General features: G+C 66.2%; 20 protein-coding genes and 1 tRNA gene. 15 read left to right on the forward strand and 6 right to left on the reverse strand.

The annotated features are described in order from the left end of the window. The first annotated feature begins 77 nt into the window (after positions 1-77). Both mfd and ACULPM_RS09870 read left to right on the forward strand, forming a co-directional pair. Positions 78-3,515, forward strand: a complete 3,438-nt coding sequence (mfd, locus tag ACULPM_RS09865; protein WP_445331912.1) for a transcription-repair coupling factor — start codon at positions 78-80, stop codon at positions 3,513-3,515. A 379-nt stretch (positions 3,516-3,894) separates the two neighbouring features. Next, positions 3,895-4,953, forward strand: a complete 1,059-nt coding sequence (locus tag ACULPM_RS09870) for an NAD(P)-dependent alcohol dehydrogenase (protein ID WP_167930763.1) — start codon at positions 3,895-3,897, stop codon at positions 4,951-4,953. A 74-nt stretch (positions 4,954-5,027) separates the two neighbouring features. On the opposite strand, the gene ACULPM_RS09875 is transcribed toward ACULPM_RS09870, so the two are convergent. Together ACULPM_RS09875 and ACULPM_RS09880 are read right to left on the reverse strand one after the other, a co-directional pair. After that, positions 5,028-5,462: a DUF2442 domain-containing protein gene (locus ACULPM_RS09875; protein WP_445331913.1), complete on the reverse strand. Its 435-nt coding sequence runs from the start codon at positions 5,460-5,462 to the stop codon at positions 5,028-5,030. A gap of 13 nt (positions 5,463-5,475) precedes the next feature. Beyond that, positions 5,476-5,730, reverse strand: a complete 255-nt coding sequence (locus ACULPM_RS09880; protein ID WP_445331914.1) for a DUF4160 domain-containing protein — start codon at positions 5,728-5,730, stop codon at positions 5,476-5,478. A gap of 192 nt (positions 5,731-5,922) precedes the next feature. Here ACULPM_RS09880 and ACULPM_RS09885 point away from each other — a divergent pair, with 192 nt between their 5' ends. The 7 genes from ACULPM_RS09885 (at position 5,923) to ACULPM_RS09915 (ending at position 10,832) form a co-directional block, all read left to right on the forward strand. Next, entirely contained in the window at positions 5,923-6,948 is a 1,026-nt protein-coding gene (locus tag ACULPM_RS09885) for a CobW family GTP-binding protein (protein WP_445331915.1), read from the forward strand. A 200-nt stretch (positions 6,949-7,148) separates the two neighbouring features. Next, positions 7,149-8,000: a nucleoside triphosphate pyrophosphohydrolase gene (gene mazG / locus ACULPM_RS09890; RefSeq protein WP_445331916.1), complete on the forward strand. Its 852-nt coding sequence runs from the start codon at positions 7,149-7,151 to the stop codon at positions 7,998-8,000. A 588-nt stretch (positions 8,001-8,588) separates the two neighbouring features. Then, positions 8,589-8,732 carry a hypothetical protein gene (locus tag ACULPM_RS09895; protein ID WP_445331917.1) on the forward strand — a complete coding sequence of 48 codons (144 nt, stop codon included), beginning with the start codon at positions 8,589-8,591 and terminating at the stop codon, positions 8,730-8,732. Positions 8,733-8,937: 205 nt separating this feature from the next. Then, on the forward strand, positions 8,938-9,087 hold the full coding sequence (locus ACULPM_RS09900; protein ID WP_445331918.1) for a PTS sugar transporter subunit IIB: 150 nt from the start codon (positions 8,938-8,940) through the stop codon (positions 9,085-9,087). An 85-nt stretch (positions 9,088-9,172) separates the two neighbouring features. Then, on the forward strand, positions 9,173-9,496 hold the full coding sequence (locus ACULPM_RS09905) for a PTS sugar transporter subunit IIC (protein WP_239459408.1): 324 nt from the start codon (positions 9,173-9,175) through the stop codon (positions 9,494-9,496). Positions 9,497-9,507: 11 nt separating this feature from the next. After that, on the forward strand, positions 9,508-10,155 hold the full coding sequence (locus tag ACULPM_RS09910; protein ID WP_445331919.1) for a PTS sugar transporter subunit IIC: 648 nt from the start codon (positions 9,508-9,510) through the stop codon (positions 10,153-10,155). A gap of 71 nt (positions 10,156-10,226) precedes the next feature. Beyond that, the gene (locus tag ACULPM_RS09915; RefSeq protein ID WP_445331920.1) at positions 10,227-10,832 is read left to right on the forward strand and encodes a hypothetical protein; all 606 of its coding nucleotides are present in this window, start codon (positions 10,227-10,229) and stop codon (positions 10,830-10,832) included. Positions 10,833-10,905: 73 nt separating this feature from the next. Here ACULPM_RS09915 and lacG read toward each other — a convergent pair whose 3' ends face one another. Next, positions 10,906-12,339, reverse strand: a complete 1,434-nt coding sequence (gene lacG / locus ACULPM_RS09920) for a 6-phospho-beta-galactosidase (protein WP_204831545.1) — start codon at positions 12,337-12,339, stop codon at positions 10,906-10,908. Positions 12,340-12,477: 138 nt separating this feature from the next. Further along, positions 12,478-14,352, reverse strand: coding sequence for a lactose/cellobiose PTS transporter subunit IIB (locus ACULPM_RS09925; RefSeq protein WP_258340669.1), 1,875 nt, complete (start codon positions 14,350-14,352; stop codon positions 12,478-12,480). A gap of 359 nt (positions 14,353-14,711) precedes the next feature. Here ACULPM_RS09925 and ACULPM_RS09930 point away from each other — a divergent pair, with 359 nt between their 5' ends. Beyond that, a complete protein-coding gene (locus tag ACULPM_RS09930; RefSeq protein WP_417803018.1) occupies positions 14,712-15,692 on the forward strand; it encodes a LacI family DNA-binding transcriptional regulator in 981 nt (326 codons plus the stop codon). A gap of 109 nt (positions 15,693-15,801) precedes the next feature. On the opposite strand, the gene ACULPM_RS09935 is transcribed toward ACULPM_RS09930, so the two are convergent. Further along, a complete protein-coding gene (locus ACULPM_RS09935) occupies positions 15,802-16,116 on the reverse strand; it encodes a PTS lactose/cellobiose transporter subunit IIA (protein ID WP_241147222.1) in 315 nt (104 codons plus the stop codon). 329 nt (positions 16,117-16,445) lie between these two features. Here ACULPM_RS09935 and lacA point away from each other — a divergent pair, with 329 nt between their 5' ends. Together lacA and lacB are read left to right on the forward strand one after the other, a co-directional pair. Then, positions 16,446-16,874, forward strand: a complete 429-nt coding sequence (lacA, locus tag ACULPM_RS09940) for a galactose-6-phosphate isomerase subunit LacA (RefSeq protein WP_445331922.1) — start codon at positions 16,446-16,448, stop codon at positions 16,872-16,874. A 12-nt stretch (positions 16,875-16,886) separates the two neighbouring features. Further along, complete coding sequence (gene lacB / locus ACULPM_RS09945; RefSeq protein WP_204831541.1) at positions 16,887-17,414, forward strand: galactose-6-phosphate isomerase subunit LacB; 528 nt, start codon at positions 16,887-16,889, stop codon at positions 17,412-17,414. 239 nt (positions 17,415-17,653) lie between these two features. Here lacB and ACULPM_RS09950 read toward each other — a convergent pair whose 3' ends face one another. Beyond that, positions 17,654-19,396 (reverse strand): IS1634 family transposase, encoded by a 1,743-nt coding sequence (locus ACULPM_RS09950; protein WP_445331923.1) that lies wholly within the window; start codon positions 19,394-19,396, stop codon positions 17,654-17,656. 334 nt (positions 19,397-19,730) lie between these two features. Between ACULPM_RS09950 and ACULPM_RS09955 the strand changes: the two genes are divergently transcribed. The 3 genes from ACULPM_RS09955 (at position 19,731) to ACULPM_RS09965 (ending at position 21,438) form a co-directional block, all read left to right on the forward strand. Continuing rightward, entirely contained in the window at positions 19,731-20,303 is a 573-nt protein-coding gene (locus ACULPM_RS09955) for a septum formation initiator family protein (RefSeq protein WP_445331924.1), read from the forward strand. Position 20,304: 1 nt separating this feature from the next. After that, positions 20,305-21,333, forward strand: coding sequence for a Ppx/GppA phosphatase family protein (locus ACULPM_RS09960; protein ID WP_445331925.1), 1,029 nt, complete (start codon positions 20,305-20,307; stop codon positions 21,331-21,333). 20 nt (positions 21,334-21,353) lie between these two features. Then, positions 21,354-21,438, forward strand: a tRNA-Leu gene (locus ACULPM_RS09965). The last annotated feature ends 348 nt before the right edge of the window (positions 21,439-21,786 follow it).

Here is a 21,786-nt window from a genome sequence, read left to right on the forward strand (position 1 = left end):
TACAATAGCTGGGAAAACCAAGCCGCCACGCACCGACCCCGAAGCCGGGGCCGGCGCGTCCTCATGTAGGGATGCCCATGCTGATCGACCGCGTCTCTCGCAAGCTCCTCTCCGCGCCCGAGCTCGAGCCGCTGCTTCGCGAGCTCTACGCCGGGCATGACGCCACGCTTGCCGTGGCGCAGTCCGCGCGCCCGCTCGTGCTCGCGGCCCTCTGGGCGCGCGACCCGCGCCCGTGCTTCTTCGTGGTGTCGGGCGAGGAGGCCGCCGACCGCGCGGCCCGCGCGCTCGCCGCGTGGCTCGGGCAGGACGCGGTCTGCCGCTATCCGGAGCGCCGGGACCGCCCGTGGTCGGATGCCGCTCCGGACGACGCCGTGATCGGGGCGCGCTGCCGCGCCGTCGCGCGCCTCGCCGAGGGCGAGAGGTGCGTCGTGGTGGCCTCGGCGCACGCCCTGCTGCGCCGCGTGCCGCCCCGGGGCTCGGGCTACTTCGCCTCGAGCACCTTCGCGGTGGGGGAGGAGGTGCCCTTCGAGGACGTGCCCGCGCTGCTCGTGGGCATGGGATACACCGACGCCGGGGACGTGGACGCCCCCGGCACCTTCCACGTGCACGGCGACACGGTCGACGTCTTTCCGGCGCAGGCCAGCTCGCCGGTGCGCCTGGAGTTCTTCGGCGATGAGATCGACCGCGTGCGCCGCATGGTCCCCTCCACGGGCCAGACCATCGGCGAGCTCTCCGAGGTGACGGTCTCCCCCTGCCGCGAGCTCGCCTTCACCGACGAGACCGTGGCCCGCGCCGAGCGGGCGCTCTACAACCGGGCGCAGGACAACGGCAAGATAGCCGCGGACCTCGAGCTGATCCGGCAGCGCGCGGCGGACCCGTCGCTGGAGCGCTACCTCCCGGCGCTCTACGGGTCCACGTCGGGCCCGCTCGAGCACATGAGCGCGGACGCCCTCGTGGTCCTCGCCGAGCCTCGCGCCCTCTTCGACGACTGCATGCGCGCCTACGACGAGATCTCCGTCGCGGCCAACGCCTCACACGTCTCGCTGGACGGCCTCTACACCGCCCCCCGCGAGATGGACTTCGGCAGCCAGCAGCGCCTGTCCTTCTCGTCCATCCTGCGCGCGGGGTCAGGCGCGGCGACGGCTGAGCTCGCCGTGCGCCAGCCGCAGATCGCAGGCTCTGACGCCAAGCTCATGGGGCGCGTGCGCCAGCTCGTGGACGATAGGGCCTCGGTGCTCTTCGCCGTGCCGGACCGTGCGGCGCGCGAGGCCCTGGAGCTGCGCTTCACCGACGAGTCCGTCCCGGTGGTGGAGTCGCTCGGCACGTCGGCGGAGAACAACGACCCGCAGGTCCCGCCCCTTGAGCGCGGTCGCGTCACGTTCATCGACGCGCCGGTGCCGGCGGGCATCGTGATCCCCACGGCGGGGCTCGCGGTCTTCTCGGTCTCCGACCTCACGGCGCGCACGGCCAAGAACCGCCGTCGCGCCCGCCGCGTGGACCCCACGAGCGTGACCTTCCCCTTCAAGCCCGGCGACTACGTCGTCCACGCCACGCACGGCATCGCGCTCTTCTCGGAGATCGTGCGCCAGGAGGTGGCCGGCCGCGAGCGCGACTACTTCCTCCTGGAGTACGCCGGCGGCGACAAGCTCTTCGTGCCCTTCGAGCAGGTCGACCGCATCACGCGCTACGTGGGGCCGGACGGCAGCTCCCCGCGCCTCACGCGCCTCAACACGGCCGACTGGTCCCGCGCCACGGGCAAGGCGCGCCGCTCCGCGAAAAAGCTCGCCTTTGACCTCGTGGACCTCTACACGCGCCGCAGCTCCGTGCCCGGCTACGCGTTCTCGCAGGACACGCCCGTCCAGGAGGAGATGGAGGCGAGCTTCTCCTACGAGCTCACGCCCGACCAGCGCTCCGCGATTGCCGACATCAAGGCGGACATGGAGGCGCGCCGCCCGATGGACCGCCTGCTCTGCGGCGACGTGGGCTTCGGCAAGACCGAGGTGGCCCTGCGCGCGGCGTTCAAGTGCTGCCAGGACGCCAAGCAGGTCATGGTGCTCTGCCCCACCACGATCCTGGCGCAGCAGCACTTCGAGACGTTCTTCTCGCGCTTTGCTCCCTTCGACCTCAAGGTGGCCGTGCTCTCCCGCTTTGTGACGCCCGCCCGGCAGCGCAAGGCGCTCGAGGGCTTCGCGGACGGCTCGGTTGACGTGCTCATCGGCACGCACCGGCTGCTCTCGGCCGACGTCAACCCCTACGACCTGGGGCTCGTTATCATCGACGAGGAGCAGCGCTTTGGCGTGCAGCACAAGGAGCAGCTCAAGAACATGCGCGAGCAGGTGGACGTGCTCACGCTCTCGGCGACGCCCATCCCGCGCACCATGCAGATGGCGATGAGCGGCGTGCGCGACATGAGCCTCATCATGACGCCGCCGCCCGGCCGCCTTCCCGTGAAGGTCACGGTGGGGGAGTGGGACCCGGACATCGTCTCCGCCGCCATCCGCGAGGAGCTCGCGCGCAAGGGCCAGGTCTACTACGTGAGCAACCGCGTCCACACGATCGACGACGCCGTTGAGCGCGTGATGGAGGCCGCGCCCGAGGCCCGCGTGGGCGTGGCGCATGGCAAGATGAGCGCGCGCGAGGTCGAGGACGTGATGCTCCACTTCCAGGAGCATGAGATCGACGTTCTGGTGGCGACCACCATCATCGAGAGCGGCATCGACAACCCGCGCACCAACACGCTCATCATCGAGGACTCGCAGCGTCTGGGCCTGGCGCAGCTCTACCAGCTCAAGGGCCGCGTGGGCCGCGGGCGCACCCAGGCCTACGCCTACTTCATGTTCCCGGCCGAGCAGCCCCTCACGCCCGAGGCCACCGACCGCCTCACGGCGATCAACGAGTACCAGGACCTGGGCAGCGGCATGAAGATCGCGATGCGCGACCTGGAGATCCGCGGCGCAGGCTCGCTCATGGGGGCCGAGCAGCACGGCAACCTCTCCAGCGTGGGCTTTGACCTCTTCACGCAGATGCTCGGAGAGGCCGTGGCCGAGGCGCGCGGCGAGACGCGCGACGTGGAGCAGGCCGAGGTCACCATCAACCTGCCCGCGGACTTCTTCCTCGCCGAGGAGTACCTGCCCGACGTGGACAAGCGCGTGCTCGCATACCGGCGCCTGGCGGCCGCCGTGGACCTGGCCGAGGTGGATGCCCTGCAGGAGGAGTGCGAGAAGGACTTTGGCGCGCTGCCGCTTGCCGGGCGCAACCTCTTCGACCGCGCCCGCGTGCGCATCCGCGCGCAGCGGCTGGGGTGCTCCTCCGTCAGCCTCTCCAACGGGCGGCTCATCTACCAGGGCGTCGAGGTACTGCGTCCCGTGGCGCTGCGGCTCAAGGAGCGCGGCGCGCTCGTGTACCCCAAGACGCACAAGGTTGCCTACCCCTTCCATCGCACCGAGGAGGAGGTCATGCCCGCCGCGCTCGGCGTGCTGGAGGAGATCGGCGGCGACGACGAGGCGGAGGAGTAGCGCCGGCGCGGGCTGCCTGCCCGACGTTCTTCTCGCTGTGGGCGCGCCGGCGCGCCGAGTGACGTCCCCGAGCCGCGTGCCGCCCCCCGCGCCGAGTGACGTCCCCGTGCCGTCCCCGAGCCGAGTGACGCGTTTTGGACGGATGGGGCCGATTTCGGGCCCTCATCTGGTCGAAACCCGTCACTCGGCCACGGGCGTGCCCGGGCCCGGGCGCTCCCCGTGCCCGGCACTCGCGCTCACCTGCGTGAATTGCCACTCGCGACACCGCATATATCGCTCGCCGCTCCGGAGGTTTGCTGGGGTGCGAAGGTGGGTACTGGACCCGGTAGGGCCTCCGTGCCGCGGGGGCAGGCAACCACCGACCGAAAGGGGTGCGCCCATGAAGGGTTACGCAATGCTCAAGATCGGCGAGTCCGGCTGGATCGAGAAGGAGCGCCCGGCGTGCGGGCCGATGGACGCGATCGTCCGTCCGCTGGCCGTCGCCATCTGCACGTCCGACGTGCACACGCTCTGGGAGGGCGCCATCGGCGAGCGCCACAACATGATTCTGGGCCATGAGGCCTGTGGCGTCGTCGACGAGGTCGGCGAGCTCGTCCGCGACTTCAAGCCCGGCGACAAGGTCCTCATCCCCGCCATCACCCCCGACTGGAACTCTCTCGAGGCCCAGGCCGGCTACTCCATGCACTCTGGCGGTATGCTCGCGGGCTGGAAGTTCTCCAACTTCAAGGATGGCGTCTTCGGCGAGTTCTTCCACGTCAACGACGCTGACGGCAACCTCGCCCACCTGCCCGAGAACATCAACCCCGTCGACGCCTGCATGCTCTCCGACATGGTCCCGACCGGCTTCCACGGCGTCGAGCTCGCCGACGTGCAGTTTGGCGACGAGGTCCTCGTCATCGGCATCGGCCCCGTGGGCCTCATGAGCGTGGCCGGCGCCAACCTGCGCGGCGCCTCCCGCATTATCGCCGTCGGCACGCGCCCGAAGTGCGTCGAGGCGGCCAAGGGCTACGGCGCCACCGAGTTCATCTCCTACAAGGACGGCCCGATTGCCGACCAGGTCCTCGAGATGACTGGCGGCAAGGGCGTCGACCGCGTGATCGTGGCCGGCGGCGGCTGCCAGACCTTCGAGGACGCCGTCAAGGCCCTCAAGCCCGGCGGCAAGATCGGCAACGTCAACTACCTCGGCGGCGGCGACTTCGTCACCATCCCGCGCGTGGAGTGGGGCGTCGGCATGGGTCACAAGGACATCCGCGGCGGCCTCATGCCCGGCGGCCGTCTGCGCATGGAGAAGCTCGGCGCGCTCGTGAGCTCCGGTCGTCTGGACGTGGCGCCGCTCTCCACTCACGTCTTCCACGGCTGGGACCACCTCGAGGAGGCGCTCTTCCTCATGCGCGACAAGCCGGCCGACCTCATCAAGCCGGTCGTCGTCATCGACTAGCGTTTCATGGTGAGTCGCGGGCGGGGGGTCCTTCTCGGCCCCCGCCCGCTCGTTTGTCTGGGGGTCTCATGCGCCTAGGCGCTCAGCGGCTTCCCATACTCCCGGTACATGGCGCCAGAGGTGATGACCCACTGCTTGCCAAACTTCCTCGCATCAACGCCGGCGACGATCTTGCCGTATGAGACTGCCTTGCGGAGCGTGGACTCGCTGAGCCCCCAGAGCTCGCTCGCGTCGGCGAATGACATCAGTCCGTCGAACTCCGTCGTTACGGTCTCGCCGTGCTCCCAGATTTCGTCGCAGGAAAGGTCGAGATCGTCATTCCACGAGACACCGTATCCGCCGGCGTCAACCTCGACGTCCTCGAACAGGTGCCCCCTCTTGAGCTCTCGGAAGGCAGCGAATCGCTCGATGAGGGTCGCGGCGTCGTAGAGCTTGGTCGTCCCGTTGACAAACAGCACGCGCAGGCGAAGGTCGGGAAGGGGCGTTACGTCCTTTATCTTATGAAACACGGCATCGCTCCTCTCAGTCCAGCGGTTCGAGTCTTCTGAATTCCTGCGTCTGCCACATCTCTATGAGAGCATCTCGGTGAAGCCCGATCCACTCTCGGACCATGGCGGCGGCCCTTGCTGGAAGCTCCCCGTCAAGTACGCCTCCGGTGCGTATGTCGAACGCAGCCGTGTTGTCCCCATAGATTGCATGAATGTGAGGAGGGTTGTGCTCCGAGCCAAGGAAGTACATGCGTATGACGATTCCGTAAAAGCGTGCAAGGATGGGCATGGCGAGCCCCCAATCTCTATCGTAAAGAGAGTATATCACGATATCGTGATATCGTAAAGTATGGTTGCGCACATCGGGGTCGGAGTGGGCGGGCTGACGCTGCGAATTAATGGCCAGGGCGTGGGCTCAATTAACATGTGAGAGAATCGATGCGCTCCAGCTGATAGGGCGCCTGGTTGTGAGGAGGGTCGCATGCGCGTGCTGGTGGTGTCTGGCTTCCTTGGGGCCGGGAAGACGACGTTCATCCAGGAGCTCGCCCGGCGCACCGGGCGCGACTTCGTGGTGTACGAGAACGAGTACGGCCAGGCGGACATCGATGCCAAGGTCCTCTCCCAGACCGACGAGCTCTCCGTCTGGGAGTCCACCGAGAACTGCATCTGCTGCTCGGGCAAGCAGGACTTCGCCGCGTCCGTCCTCACGATCGCCAACACGCTGGACCCCGAGTACCTGGTCGTGGAGCCAACGGGCGTCGCGCGACTCTCCAGCGTGCTGGAGAACGTCGACCAGGTGAGCTACGAGCGCATCTCGCTGCTTGCGCCGCTCGTGATCGTAGACGCTGTGGCCTGGGAGCGCCAGCGCGAGCGCTTCTCCGACATCTACCTCGACCAGGTTGCCACGGCGCCGGTGGTGGTGCTCTCCAAGGTGCAGCATGCGGGGCCGGGTCAGGTCGCCGCCGTTCGGGCGTGGGTGGCCGAGAAGAACCCGGAGGCCCGGATTGTGGACGTGCCGTACGACCAGCTGCCCGACGAGTTCTTCTCGGCGCTGCTCGAGCGTGACCTGGACCCGGAGCGCTCCGCGGCGCACCCGGACGCGGCGCCGGCGGAGGACGAGTTCGAGAGCCTGTCTCTGGCGGGCGTGGCGCTGCCCACCGAGAACCACCTGCTGTGGTTTCTGGACGCGCTGGTCGCGGGGGTCTTCGGCGAGGTCGTGCGCGCCAAGGGCGTGCTGCCCTGCGGCGGTCAGTGGCTGCGCTTCGACGTGGTGGACCGGGCGTGGTCGGTCACCGGTGCCGAGCCGCCCGCTGAGGGCGAGAAGGACGGCGCGCTTGCGGTGTTCATCGGCCCGGAGGTGCGCAGGCCCTGGCTGCGCGAGACGCTGCTGCCGCTCGTGCGCGACGCCGTGGCCGCGGGTCACGCGGAGGCGGCCGACGACGAGTCGCTCGATTATGGGCACCATCACGGGCATCGCGACGGGCATCACCACCATCATCACGAGTAGCGCGTTCTTCTCGCCGTGCGCTGTCGCGTCCCGTCCAGCTGAGTGACGCGTTTTGGACGGATGGAGCCCGCGCGAGGCGGCCGTCTGTCCAAAACGATCCACTCACCAGGCGGCGGGGCGCCCCCGGCGCTAGAATCAACCGAGAAGAACCTGTCGTCTGCAAATCGGGGGCTGTCCCCAATTTGCAGAGAGGAGCCGTCATGTCCCAGATCGCCGACCGCGTTGACGCCGAGAACGCCGCCCGCCCGGACGCGCCGACTACGCATCCCGAGTTCGACCGCCTCGTGCGCACGATGTGGCGTCTGCGCCAGCCCGATGGCTGCCCATGGGACCGCGAGCAGACGCACCGCTCCATCACCAAGAACATGGTCGAGGAGGCCTACGAGGCGGTTGAGGCCATCGAGGCGGATGACGTCGCCCACCTGGTGGAGGAGCTCGGGGACGTCCTGGAGCAGGTGGTGCTCCATGCGCAGATCGCCGCGGATGACGGCGCCTTTACGATCGACGACGTCATCTGCGGCCTCAACGAGAAGCTCGTCCGGCGTCACCCCCACGTCTTTGGCGAGCATGCGGCTGCCGCCGGGGGCGGCGAGGTCCAGGACATCTGGGACGAGGTCAAGGCAGCCGAGCGCGCCGCCTCGGGCGAGGACGAACGGCCGAGGGGGCTTCTTGACAGCGTGCCCCGCTCCCTCCCCGCGCTCATGCAGTGCCAGAAGATCTCCAGGCGCGCCGCCAAGGCGGGCTTTGAGTGGGCCGACGAGGGCGGCGTGTGGGAGAAGGTCGCCGAGGAGCGCGCGGAGATGGAGCGCGAGGCGCCGGGCTCTCCGGAGCGCGCCGCGGAGTTTGGCGACCTGCTCTTTGCGCTCGTGAACGTGGCCCGCTGGGAGGGAATTGACGCCGAGGAGGCGCTCGCCGCCTCCAACCGCAAGTTCAGGGCGCGGTGGGCCCGCATGGAGGAGAGGGCCCGCGAGCTGGGCGTAGCTCTCGACGAACTCGACACGGAGACCCTGAATGACCTTTGGGACCGTGCGAAGGCGGAGGAGAACGCCTGAGCGCGCCACCGTGGCCCCATCCGTCTGGTATAACTAAGGCAGACAATCAAAGCGAGCAGCCCAGCCAGACACGAAGCAGAAACGAAGCAACGGCATGAGCGAGAGAGCACTCACAAGACCCAGCATGAGAGTCGGCATGGGGGGCGTCGCGGGTACCCGCGTCAACGTCCGCGCGGCGTGCGTCGCGCTCCCAGGCGGCGTCGAAAAGAGCCTCCGCGCAGGGGCGGGAAAGGCGCGGCACCGCGCGCAAGGGCGCTTCGGGCCGCCTTGCCTTCCTGCGCGACATCCAGGAGCTTGATGCCGCTCGGACTTCACAGTGCCTCCTAGAATGTTATTAATGATGTTCGTTTTAATTAAAACGAACATCAAACTATCTGACAAGTATGCCTCAATATGAACATATCTTTCACTAGTAAAAAGCTACCGTTTACGGATAGAAAATAATAAACGAGCTGGTAAAAAGGGCGATTAATCGTATTGCTGCAAATCCGAATCTTGATAATACGGCAAACATCGAGAATCATAAGATCACAGAATAAAACAACGGAGAACGTTTTAAACAAACATGAGCTTGGGAACGTACCGCGCATGCGCATCGGAGTAATCCTCGCAAGCCATGGAGAGTTCGCGCGAGCAGCCCTCGGCGCCGTCGAGATGATCGCGGGCAAGCAGCCCGACGTCGTCGCCCTCGGTCCGACCGCCGAGAAGAGCCTTGAGACGTTCGTGGCGTAGAGGCGCACGGCGTACGAGGAACTCAATGCCGAGTGTGACCTCGACCTCTAGGGACGCCGCGTCGATCCCGGGCGCGCGCCCACGCCCCCACGGGGCGCGCGCCCAACACATCGCCCGCGCGGAGCTCGCGTCTCTCGACGCCCGCGTGAGGGGATGGGGTAGCCATGCGGCAAAGAAGGCAAGTGCGAACGATAAGGAGAACCTCATGGAACTAAAGCTCGTCGACATCGATGACCGCCTGATCCGCGGCCAGGTCGCCACCGCCTGGATTCCCGACTACGGCATCGAGTCCGCGATCATCGTTTCCGACAAGGTCCCCAACGACCCCGCGGTCGAGCTCCTCAAGAATTACTAGGCACCGGTAATCAGCTTTGGGCAAGAGGGGCCTGGGGTGTGCCCGTGAAGCGCGAGCGGAGCGGGCGGATATGGAAGTAGAGCGTATGCTTCAGGCACTTCTGCTCGCCATTTGGGCGGGCCTGTGCACCTGGGACCAGTTCGGTCCTCACCTGGGCTTCCGTAAGCCCCTGCTGGCGTCCGTGGGCATCGGCATCATCCTCGGTGACATGAAGACAGCCATCATGATCCGCGTGACCATGGAGCTCATGTGGCTCGGCGTCAACAACATCGGCGCCTATGTTCAGCCGGATGTCATCTCCGGCACCATTGTAGGCGCGGATCTCGGCATCATGGGCGGTGGCAGCACCGCGGCCGCCATCGCCCATGATGCCGAGGTCTTCATCGCCGCGGCATCGGATTCTTCGTGATCGAGGATATCGTGAACTTCTTGCAGAACCAGGTTCCGTGGGTCCTCTCCGGCTTCTCCACCGCCGGCGGCATGATGCCCGCCGTCGGCCTGGCCATGCTCCTCGCCATGATGATGAAGAAGAACATGCGGATCTTCCTGCTGCTCGGCTTCATCATGGCCGCCTTCCTCAACGTCCCGACCGTGGGCATCGCCCTGCCCGGCGGGGGTCGCGCCACCGGCAAGAGCGAGAGCCTCGTCGAGCTCATGGGCCTCATGCCCACCCTGTTCGATCTGTGCGGGCTATCCATTCCCGAGGGGGTCGAGGGGTCGTCGCTGGCGCAGGAGCTCGCCGGCGCCGAAAAGCTCGATCGCGCGTACCTGCACGGCGAGCAGAGCCGCGACCGCGATCAGTCCAATCAGCGGATCGTCACCGAGCGCGATAAGTACCTGTGGTTCACCCAGACAGGCGTCGAGCAGTACTTCAATCTGGACGAGGACCCGCGGGAGACGCGTGGTCTCATCGACGACCCCGCCTGCGCCGAGCACATCGCGGAACTGTGCGGCCTGCTCATCGACGAGCTCGAGGACCGTGAGGAGGGGTACGTCGAGGATGGGAAGCTGGTCGTTGGCCGCACGCCCGTGAAGGTGCTCGAGCATCCGCGTTCCGCGCACCGATAGGTAAGTCATCCCGTCAAGGGGCATGTTGCCCCGCCCCTTTCGGTTCGCGGGGCGGGGCGTTGGGGGGCATCATGGATATGAAGACGATCGGCATGATCAGTCTCATCGTGTCCGGCGCGGCGCTCATCTTCGTCGAGGTGAAGAAGCGCACGACGTTCGCCCGCCTGGAGCATAACCTGGGCGAGCGGGATTTCGATGCGTGCTTGGCGCTGCTCGATCAGCCAGTCACGAAGGCCCTGTACTCGGAGTACAACCGCCTGTACATGAGCCTTAACGCGTACCTCGCGCTCGGCGACAACGAGAATTCCACCCGCGTGATCGAGCGGATGCTGCCCCTGCGCATGAACAAGAAGCAGGAGCTCGCCCTCGCGATCCGCGCGTTCAGCTTGTATGTCGAGGTGGAGGACAAGAAGGCGGCCCACGACATGCTCAAGCGCATAGAGGTGAGCGGCTCGGAGGCCCTGGCCAAGGGCAGTCGCGAGACGTACGACATTTTCCTGTGCGGGTCTTCGGCATGCGTGGATGAGATGGAGGGCGCTTTGAAGGGCGCCCGGCAGGCCGAGGAGCTCCGCCTGTGCCAGTTGCTGGCGATCCAGTACGAGAACCGCGAGGACGAGGTGCGAGCCAAGGAGCACCAGGCCCGCGCGGAGAGAGTGCTCGAGGACGCCCTCAAGTAGGGCTTCTCGCGCTTGATACCGCTGATTCCAACGGCGTGCGCCGCCGAGAGGGTGATTCTCGGCGGCGCGTTTTTTATGCCAGTCGTCCCGTCTGGGCTATGCGCTTGAACCAGTAGGCGCTCGCCTTCGGCGTGCGCTTCTGCGTCTCGAAGTCGACGTAGAAGAACCCGTAGCGCTTGTTGTAGCCGTTGGTCCAGGAGAACTGGTCTTGCAGGCTCCACATGAAGTAACCGGTGACGTTCACGCCGCATTCAACGGCCTTGAGGATCCAGCGCAGGTGGTCCTCGACATAGGAGATGCGCTCGGAGTCATCGACCGCGCCGTCCACGAGCTCGTCCTTGCGCCCCATGCCGTTCTCGGTGACGAGGAGTTCCTTGTAGTTGGGGTAGCGCAGGGAGATGTCCATCATGAGGTCGAAGAGCCCCTTGGGGTAGATGATCCAGTCCCAATCCGTGGTGGGGATGCCGGGGCGCAGCGCGCGCTCGCCCACGCCGGCAACGCGCCAGCGGCCGGTGCCCTTGTCACCCGTGCCGTTGTGATGCAGGTCGTTTTCGCCGTCATAGGCCTTGAGGAAGCGGCTCTGGTAGTAGTTGATGCCCATGCAGTCGTTGAGCTGGGCGGCGCGCCGCATGATGGCGAGGTCGCCCTCGGGGGCGCGGAACGTACCGCCGCTCACGGCGCACAGCGCCTCGATGCGGGCGAGCGTGTCGGGCGCGTAGTCGCCGCGGAAGGTGGCGTCGAGCAGCAGGCGGTTCTGCAGCACGTCGTCGTTGGCTGCGGCTTCGATATCCGCGGCGCTGCGGGGGTCGTAGGGATACTTGTACTCGAGTGCGTGGATGACGCCGATCTTGCCCGGATGGCCGCACTCCTCGAAGGCGAGCACCGCCCGCGCGTGGGCGAGCATCATGTTGTGCTGGGCCTGGAGGCACTCGTGCAGGCAGACCTTCTTTCCCAGGGGCCAGGTGCCCTCGACATAGCGATTGATGGTCGCCGCCGCTATCTCGTTGAAGGTGAACCAGTTCGCGACCTCGGGGAACTCCTCAAAGCAATAGCGCGCGTAGGCTTCGAAGGCGTCGATGGTGGCGGGGTTGAGGAAGTCGCCGTCGGCATAGAGCGCGGCGGGGGAGTCGAAGTGATGGAGGGTCACGTAGGGCTCGACGCCGTGGGCTCGGCAGCTGGCGAAGAGGTCGTGGTAGAACCGGACGCCCTCTTCGTTGACCGGACCGGTGCCGCCCTCGGGGAAGATGCGGCTCCAGGCGATCGACACGCGGATGCCGTTCATGCCAAAGCGCTCGCACAGCTCAAGGTCGGAGTCGTAGCGGTTGTAGAAATCGCAGGCGGGCTCGGGTGAGAAACGCCCCTGCTCGGCGAGGTAGTCGTCCCAAGCGACCTTGCCTTTGCCGTGGCTTTGGCAGGCGCCCTCCACTTGGTACGCGGCGGTGGCGCCGCCAAAAACAAAGCTGTCGGGAAAGCGCTGGGAGGTATCGGCGGGGGACATGTGGCTCATGGCGAATCCAATCTTGTTTGAAGGGCTGTTAGGGCTGAAGGGGTTAGGGGCGGTCCGGGAGAAGACGGTAGAGCGTGCTGCCCCCGGACCGCGGAAATGGGGGGCTCTATTCGAGCGCGCCGTCACACGTGCAGGGATCTAGAGGCCCAACTGCTGGGCTACAAATGCCAGCGATGCCTCGCCGTCGCGGGTGAGGTCGATGTACTGCTTGCCGCGGGTGACGCAGCAGGCAACGCCCATACGCTCGCCGTCGGCCTTGAGGTCGTCGAAGTAGGACGCTGCCTGGGGCGCCAGGATAACAAGGTCAAAGTCCGGCATGATGTCCAGATGGCTGCCGTAAGCGTCCGCTGCGGTCTCAAGGTCGATGCCGTGCTCGCGGGCAGCTTTGGCCAGCGCGTTGGCGAGCAGGCCGGAGGTTCCGCCTCCCTGGCACAGGACAAGGACGCGACGACCGTTGAGCGCTGCATAGGGGTCGCTCGCAGCGGCGATGGTGCTGGACGAGGCGCTGGCAACGGCGTTATCAGATGCAGCGGGGGTGGCGTTGCCCGCAGATTCTTCGTCCATAGACTGGCCGGCGGCACGCTTTTTCTCTGCTGCCATGCTCGCAGCGGCCTTGGCGACGGCACCGGTGGCGACGCTTGCGGTGTCGGCCTTGCCCTGGAATGCGGCGTTCATGGCAGCCTGCTTATGGGCGGCGCGCTGGGCGACCTCAGCCTGATCGGCCTCGGCTTCTTCAGCGCACTTCTCGCGGTCGTATACCTTGAAGAAGGGGAAATAGATGAGGAAATCGACAATCAGCAGGGCGGGGATGAGCAGGAACGCAAGGGGCTGAAGTCCCAGGCCCATGGCGATGCCAACGGGTGCGGGGGTGGTCCAGGGAAGGCTGAACATGAAGCCGTTCATACCCAAGACGTCGATGAAGAACTTGGTGATCCAGATATTGGCGATGGGCGCGAAGATGAAGGGGATGAAGAAGATGGGGTTCAAGACCATGGGCGCGCCGAAGAGGAACGGTTCGTTGACGCCAAAGCAAACCGGTACGGCTGAGGCACGGCCCACGGCGCGCATCTCTTTGGACTTGGCGAGGAAGGCGAACATGAAGCAGATCACCAACGTGGCACCAGTGCCGCCCATGGCGACGACGAAATCCTGAAGCGGTTTGGTGAGGACGGCGGTTGCGTGCTCGCCGGCCTGGTACATGGCCATGTTGAGCTCGAGGTTGGAGATGAGGGCGGCGGAGATTGCGGGCTCGATGATGGAGGGGCCGTGGACGCCTACAAACCAGAAGAGAGACATGGCGCCGTAGATGATGGCGAGGCCAACATAGCCGTCTGCCGCGGAGAAGAGCGGCTGGAACACCTGGATAACGCCTTGGGCGAAACAGAAGCCAAAGATGTTGCGGAATGCAAAGTCAAAGCCCCAGAAGAAGACCAGGCAGACGCCAAAGGGGATGATGTCCTTGAAGGTCTGGGAGATATTGGGCGGCACCTGTTCGGGCATCCTGATGGTGATGTTGCGCTTGATAAAGAACTTGTAGATGATGCCGGTGGCGAACGCGCAGATAAAGGCGGTTAGCAGGCCCTTGGATCCCATGTAGCCGTTGGCGAGGCCGGAGATGGAGACCCCGTTATCCGTGAAGCTGATGGCGTCGCTGGAGAGCAGCAGAAAACCGATGAGCGATGCGATCATGACCGAGATGAAGTTGATCTGGTTGTTCTTGGGCAGGTCGCGGTTTTGCGCATCGCAGAAGTGCTTGGCCGTGGTGGCCGCTGCGCAGATGCCGACGATGCCCATCGAGTAGTTGTAGGCCTTCATGAGCACGTCGTTGATCTCTGCGGGCCAGTAGAAGCCCCAGACGTTGGGGACGGCGCTGACGAGCAGGAAGACGCTCGACACGATGATGATGGGCATGACGGAGATGAAGCCGTCGCGAATCGCCTTGAGGTACTTGTTGCGCGCGATGGCGTTGAAGAAGGGCTTTCCCTTCTCGATGAGCGCGATGAGTTTTTCCATGGATCCTCCGTTCACATGGCAGGTTGTTCCGCAGATGTCAATAGCCAGCTGAAAACAGGTGTCTGCGGTGGGCGGCGGCTGCATGACGGGCCTGTTGCCCGGATGCGATCCCGTAATGAGCACGTGCCCATAACTACAATGAGCACGTTAACATACGGCATGCGAGATCGACCGAGCCGCCGTGAGGCGGCCTGTGAAGGGCGTGAAATCGTCCGTGAGCGGCGTTGGCCGCTCGGCGGCGATGATGATAGAGTGGGCCAGTGCACCTTGAACAAGTCGAGGGGGGTGCCCGAGTGGGGCGGTCGGTAGCAGGAGAGACGGGTGCGGCGGCGGGCCGGCGCGGAACCCGCGCGGTGTCGATGGCGGACGTCGCGCGCTTGGCGGGCGTCTCGCGCCAGACGGTCTCGCGCGTGGTGAACAATCAGGCGTGCGTCGTCGAGGAGACACGCAAGCGCGTCGAGGACGCCATGGATGAGCTCGGCTTCTACCCAAGCTTCGCCGGCAGGTCCCTGCGCGGCGGGAAGTACGGCTGCATAGGCCTGTGCATGTTCGACATCACCCGCGCCGGCAACGTGGCGACTCTCGACGGCATCGTCTCCGCTGCGCGCGATTGCGGCTACGCGGTGACGCTCGTCGAGTTCGACGAGGGAGGGCCGGTGCGCCTTCGCAACGTCGCGCGCCGCCTGGCGGAGCTTCCCGTTGACGGCATGATCTTCAACACCAACCGCGCGGTGGAGGACTTCGACGAGTTCAAGCCCGTGCCCGGCCTGCCCACGATCATCATCTCGATGAAGGAGCATCCTCGTTGCACGACGATAGACTCCGATCAGTACGGCTGCTCGCGCATGGTCGTCGACTATCTGCGGGAGCGCGGCCATGCGCACATCAGGCACCTCGCCGGACCCGAGGGCTCGATCACGGCCGACTTCCGCCTGCGCGGCTGGGCCGACGCCCTCGACGTTGCCGGGCTTGAGCGGCTCGAGCCCCTGCGCGGCGATTGGACGGCGGACAGCGGTTATGAGCTTGGCGTCAAGCTTGCGCAGGACAAGGACATGACAGCGCTGTACGTCGGCAACGACCAGATGGCGATGGGGGCGATGACCGCCCTGAGGACCCATGGGCGTCGGGTGCCCGAGGACGTGAGCGTCGTGGGTGTGGACGACTCCCTGCAAGGCGTGGTGCCGCACAACACGTTGACCACGGTTCGATTTGACCTGCGCGAGCGGGGAAAGAGGACGTTCGACCACTTCTTCGCCCAGATGTCGGGGGAGGAGCGCGTCGAGGCGGTGCGTCTTCCGGGTGCAATAGTCGAGCGCGCCACGGTCGCGGTGAGACCGTAGCGCGCTCGGATTCGCATACCCTGGGGCGATGCTCGGAGTGTTTTGATTCGCCGCGAGCCCAGGGTGAGCGTGTGTGACCGTGCTGGGGCGATAGGACCTTGGCGCCCGCCTAGGCGAGCTTCGCCTCGAGCGAGGCGATTCGCTCATAGGCGTCTATGGTGAAGCGGGTCTGCTTCTCGAGCATCATGGTGGTCATGAGGGTGTCCTGGGCGTGGACCATGATGAAGGTGACGTCCATTTCGCAGCCGCCCGCCTCTTGGGAAAGCAGCCGGGTTTGGACATTGTGGGCGTCGATGAGCGCCTGCTTCGCCGAGGCGTGGAGTTCGCGCGCCCCGGCGATGTCACCGGAGCTGGCCTTCTCGCATGCGGTGAGCAGGTCGGTCTGGGCGTCCCCCGCGTAAGCGATGATTTCAAAACCGATCATTGAGATTTCTTCTTTAGATGCCACGAGGCTCCTCCTTTCTAAATGAGCACGTGCTCATTTTGGTGGATATAAAAGATGCGTAGAGCATCCGGGCACAACGCAGCCTAGCATAGCAACAAAAGTAAACACTTTGCTATACGAATGGAGATGGATAGATGGTATGAATAGGCCGGTAAACGGTGGATAGTGCAAGATTCGAACGAATATCCTCGAAGATTACGTGAGTTTGAAATAGTTCTTGCATGATTGAAGTGTTTGATTATGTTGAATAATGTGAATAGGCCCAATGACGCGCAACGTGAGCGTCATGGGAAAAGGAGGAGGGCAACATGAGGGTTGTCATCGGTTCTGACGCGGCTGGCATGCTGCTCAAGGAACTCGTCAAGGAGACGCTGATAGAGGACGGCCACGAGGTCGTGGACCTGTCCGAGACCCCTGCCGCGGACTTCGTGGACTCCGCCTGCGCGGTCGCCGCGGACCTGCTTGAGAACGAGGGTTCCCAGGGTCTTTGCTTCGACGAGTACGGCGTGGGCAGCTACCTCGCCGCCACCCGCGTGAAGGGCATGGTTGCCGCCAACATCTCCGACGAGCGCAGCGCCTACATGACCCGCGAGCACAACAACGCCCGCATGGTCTGCATGGGCTCCGGCGTCGTCGGCCCCGAGGTCGCCAAGAAGATCGCCCGTGAGTTCCTGAAGGCCGACTACGCCGCCGGCCGTCATCAGATCCGCGTCGATATGCTCAACAAGATGGCCTAAGGGGGACAAGAAATGACCAAGAAGATCGTCGCCCTCGGCTGCGACCACATCGTCACCGACGAGAAGACCTACCTGCACGACCGCCTCGAGGAGGCCGGCTACGAGGTGCTGGACTGCGGCACGTTCAGCCACACCCGCACCCACTACCCCATCTACGGCAAGGCCGTGGGCGAGGCCGTGGCCTCCGGCGAGGCCGACCTGGGCGTCGTGCTCTGCGGCACCGGCATCGGCATCACCAACTCGGTGAACAAGGTTCCCGGCGCCCGCTGCGCCCTGGTCCGTGACATGACGAGCGCCCTGTACGCCCGCCGCGAGCTCAACGCCAACGTCGTCGGCTTCGGCGGCAAGATCACCGGTGAGTTCCTCATGGCCGATATCATGCTCGCCTTCCTCGAGGCCGAGTACGAGTCCACGCCCGAGCGTGACGCCCTGGTGGTCAAGATCGACGCCGTCAACAAGGCCGACGCCGAGGCTCAGGCCGATCCGCACTTCTTCGATGAGTTCATCGAGAAGTGGGATCGCGGCGGCTATCACGACTAGTGCGGGCTTGCGTCCTGTGGCATAGCACCTCCCCATCAGACGGGCCCGGGACTCCCGGGCCCGTCTGCGCTATGCGGCGCGGGTCGCTCGAACTCACCGGCGCCCTGCGGTACATGGTGCCGCACGCCGCGAACGCCGTGGGCGTATAACCTGACTTTTGCAGCTGAAAAGGGCGGTTCTCCACCGTCTAGCTGGGAGAACCGCCCTCTCCGCGATGACTTTTCACGACGTGGTACGCCTCAGCTCCTCGGTTTCCTCACGGACGCCATGATCTCGCGCACCCTGCCCTTGGACGCGACCCGGCGCGTCAGGTCGATGCCTGCCGCCTCGCCGAGCGCGTCGGTCAGGTCGGTGCGGTAGTCGAAGAGCCAGTGGTTCCCGTCGAGGCGGTGCCCAACGACGCCCGAGAGCGCCTCCTGCACCGCGCCGGCCGAGGGCCTCGACCCCGTCGCCCGCCCGACGTCGGCCTGCATCAGGCGCATGACGAGCAGCGCGATGAAGCACACCAGGAAGTGCGCCCTGATGTGGGCCTCGGTGGAGAGGTAGACCGGCCGCGCGTCCACCTCCCCCTTGACCACGCGGAACGACTCCTCGATCCTCCACAGGCCCCGGTAGCAGTCGATGACCTCCCCGTCGGCCATGTCCTGCTCGGAGGTGACGATGCAGTAGTACCCGTCGCAGCGGGCGTCCTCGGCGATCCGGGCCTCGTCGAGGACCCAGGCGGTGGCGCCGGCCTCGCCGGTCTCGGGGTCCACGGGCACCGGCCTCGCGTAGCGCGAGCTCGACCTCTCGTAGGCGCGCGCCGCGTCGCCGCGCGCGATCGCGCGCAGGCTCTTCTCCACCACCTTGGCGCGCTCGGCGCGGCTCCTCTCCGCGTACCTCCTGGACCAGAACGCCACCTGCTTGACGGGCACCATGACCCTCTTCCTGCGGCCGTCCTCGCCGGTGACGTAGACCGCCTTCTCGCCGATGCGGGACTTCACCTTGTACGTCCCCTCCTCGTTCGAGGCGTAGCCCTCGTCGGCCAGCACCCAGGACCTGAGCCCGGCGTCCGCCCTGCGCACGCTCTGCGAGAAGACGTAGCCGCTGCCGTCCAGGATGCAGCGGGCGATGTTCGCCGAGGCGTTGAGGCCCTTGTCGGCGACCACGACGACCCGCTCCGGGCTGTCGGGCCCGAACCGCACGCCCGCCCCCTCCATCGCCGGCACGAGCGTCGCGACGTCGGGCGCGTTCCCCGGGAACAGCGCGTAGTCCAGCGGGATCCCGTCGGCGTCGAGGAACAGCCCCATCTGCACGATCGGGCTCGGCCGGTGCTCCTTGGAGACCCCGCGCATGCGGAAGCCGTCCTCGTCCTCGACCTCGAAGAAGAAGTTGGTGACGTCGTAGTAGAGCACGCGGGTGTCCCGGGGGCCGCGCGCCGCCTCGAGCGAGGCGTTCGCGTGCGCGACCAGCTCGCCGCGCCTCTCGTCGAGGTAGGTGAGCGCGCGGTAGGCGTCGTCGAGCGAGAACGGGCACTTGCGCGGGAAGGCGGACCTGCGCTCCCAGGCGCCCTTCTTGGACGACGGGTGGGCGATGCGGTCCCACACCAGCAGCTCGAGCACGCGGTAGGGGTCGAAGGAGACCCTCCTCGCCGTCCTCCTGCGCTCGAAGAACGACCACAGCCCCAGGTCCCGGTTGAGGTAGGCGTCCACCACGGCCGCCCCGAGCTCGACGCGGGCCTCCTCGTCGCGCTTGTCGATCCTCTGCAGGGGGCCGATCTTCACGATCACCGGCTCGGTCCCGGCGCGCCTGGCCTCGTTGCGCCTCGCGCACTCCTCGGTGAAGTGCCCGATCGGGTCGGCGATCCCGGAGCGCTCCAGGTCGTCGACGTAGCCGAGGCTCTCGACGGTGCGGGACATGTTCTTGCCGCGCTCGTCGCGGTAGGCCTCCACGATCGTGAGGTACACGCGCCCATTCTTCTTCTCTGACTTCCTGAGGTACATATCCGGCCCCTGACCTGCGGGAACAATATGTCCCATTATATCATACACCGACAAGCACCTAGTATAATAGTCATATGATCGACACAAAGAAAAAGGCCCTCTAGCAGGGCCGATAGCGCGCTATTTATCCGATACGGCTGCAAAACTCGGGAGGGCCCGTGAGCTGGGCGTTGTTCTCGACGAGCTTGACGCTGCGGCCCTGAATAAGCTTTGGGACCGTGCGAAGGCGGAGGAGAACCTCTGAGTGCGCCCCCGTGCCGCCGCCCGTCTGGTATAACTAAGGCAGACACAGCGTACAGCCCAGCCAAACACGAACCAGAAACGAAGCAACGGCATGAGCGAGAGAGCACTCACAAGACCAAGCATGAGCATCGGCATGGGGGCGTCGCGGGCATCCGCGGCAGCACCCAGGCGGCGCGTGTCGCGCTCCCAGGCGGCGCCGAGAAGAACCCCCGCGCGGGGGCAGGAGAAGAGGGGCGCCGCGCGCAAGGGCGCGTCGGACCGCCTCGCCTTCCTGCGCGACATCCAGGAGGTTGACGCGGCGGGCCTTCTCTCGCGCTTCCGCGTGCCGATTGCCGTCGTTGCCGTGACGCTCTTCGTCCTCGTCTCGATCTATCCCCCCGCGCAGGACCTCTACCGCGCATGGCGCGACCAGGGCGTGCAGCAGGAGACCCTCGACGGACTCAACGCGAGCATCGAGGAGTACCAGGGCGACATCGACCGCCTCCAGACCCGCGAGGGCATCGAGGACGAGGCTCGCAGGCGTGGCTACGTGAGCGAGGGCGAGGTGGGCGTCGTCCTCGAGGGCTCCCCTGAGGAGGCCGAGGGCGACGCGGGCGATGAGGGCCAGGAGCTTCCCTGGTACGTGAGCCTCGGCGACGTCGTCTTCCAGTACGAGGTGAAGTAACATGACGCGCGTCGCCTGCATCGACATCGGGACCGTGACCGCCCGCCTCGCCGTGGCGGACGTCGAGGGCGGCCGCGTGGTCCGCCTCATCAAGCACTCTGAGATCTGCAATCTCGGCGAGGGGGTCGACGCCACGGGAAGGCTCAGGGACGACGCCATCGGTCGCGTCTTCTCCTGCGTCCGCGGCTACGTTGCCCTGGCCGTAGAGGCCGGCGCCCCCGCGGCGTGCTGCACCCTCACGAGCGCGGCGCGCGACGCGGAGAACTCCGGCGAGATGGTGTCCGCGCTCGAGTCCCTGGGGCTCTCGCCGCTCGTCATCCCCGGCCGCATCGAGGGCTCGCTGACGTTTCTCGGGGTTGCGCAGGACTTTCGGGGCCGGCGCATCCTCGTCGCCGACAACGGCGGCGGCTCCACCGAGCTCGCGCTCGGGTCGCTGGGGGAGGACGGGGCGCTCGACCTCTCCTACGTTCGCTCGGTCGACGTGGGCTGCCGCCGGGTGACCGAGAAGTACCTCCAGGCTGCCCCGCTGCCGACCGCCGACGATCTGTCCGCCGCCCACGCGTTCGTCGCCGAGGGGTTTGCCCCGGCGATCGAAGAGGGCGGGCTCTGGGCCGCCGGCTCCGAGCGCGCCGTCGCGGGCGCTCCGGAGGCGCTCGTCGTCTGCGGCGGCACGGTCACGAGCCTCGTGGCCATGGACGCCGAGATGGAGCCCTATGACTCCGCGCGCGTCCACCTTGCCAGCCTCACGCGCGAGAAGGTCGAGGCGCTCGAGGGGCGCCTTGCCGGCCTCACCGTCGAGCAGCGCGCCGAGCTGCCGGGCCTCCAGGCCAAGCGCGCGCCCGTGATTCTGGGCGGCGCGGTCGCCATCTCCGAGCTCATGCGCCAGACGTCCTTCTCGACGCTTCAGGCGAGCGAGTCCGACCTGCTCTTCGGCCTGGCCCTGACGGCCGCGGCCTCGCTCGACGGAACGGCCTCGCCGGTGGGCTGGCGCCCCGAGATGCATGCCCTCCCGGAGCGCCCGCTGCGCTAGGATGGTATGAGCGCGCATATGGGGGCGTGGCGGAATTGGCATACGCAGGAGACTTAAAATCTCTCGCCGCGAGGATTGTGGGTTCGAGTCCCACCGCCCCTACCAGATGCAACGCAATGCCCGGGACGGCCTCCCGGGCATTTTTGCGTCAGTGCGTTACGGCCGGCCGTTCCTGTGCGGCGCCTCGGCGCTTAGGAACAGCTGCGCGTAGATGACGAACTTGAACCACTTCATCCCCCCCGCGCCGGGATGCCGGGCACCTGCTGGCCCATGGGTCCTCCCCTCCGCGTTTGCCGTACTCCCATGATGCCCGGCTCGCGCGAGAAGGGTTGATTTCCAACCTCAGCGAAACACCTTGAGCCGATAGCGCGTTTCCGCACCTATCGAGACGGAGGGGAGGCCCCGGCAGGGGCCTCCCCTCCGCGTTGTCGCAGGTGTAGGATGCATGGAGAG

This window comes from Thermophilibacter sp. ZX-H3, assembly GCF_052599055.1.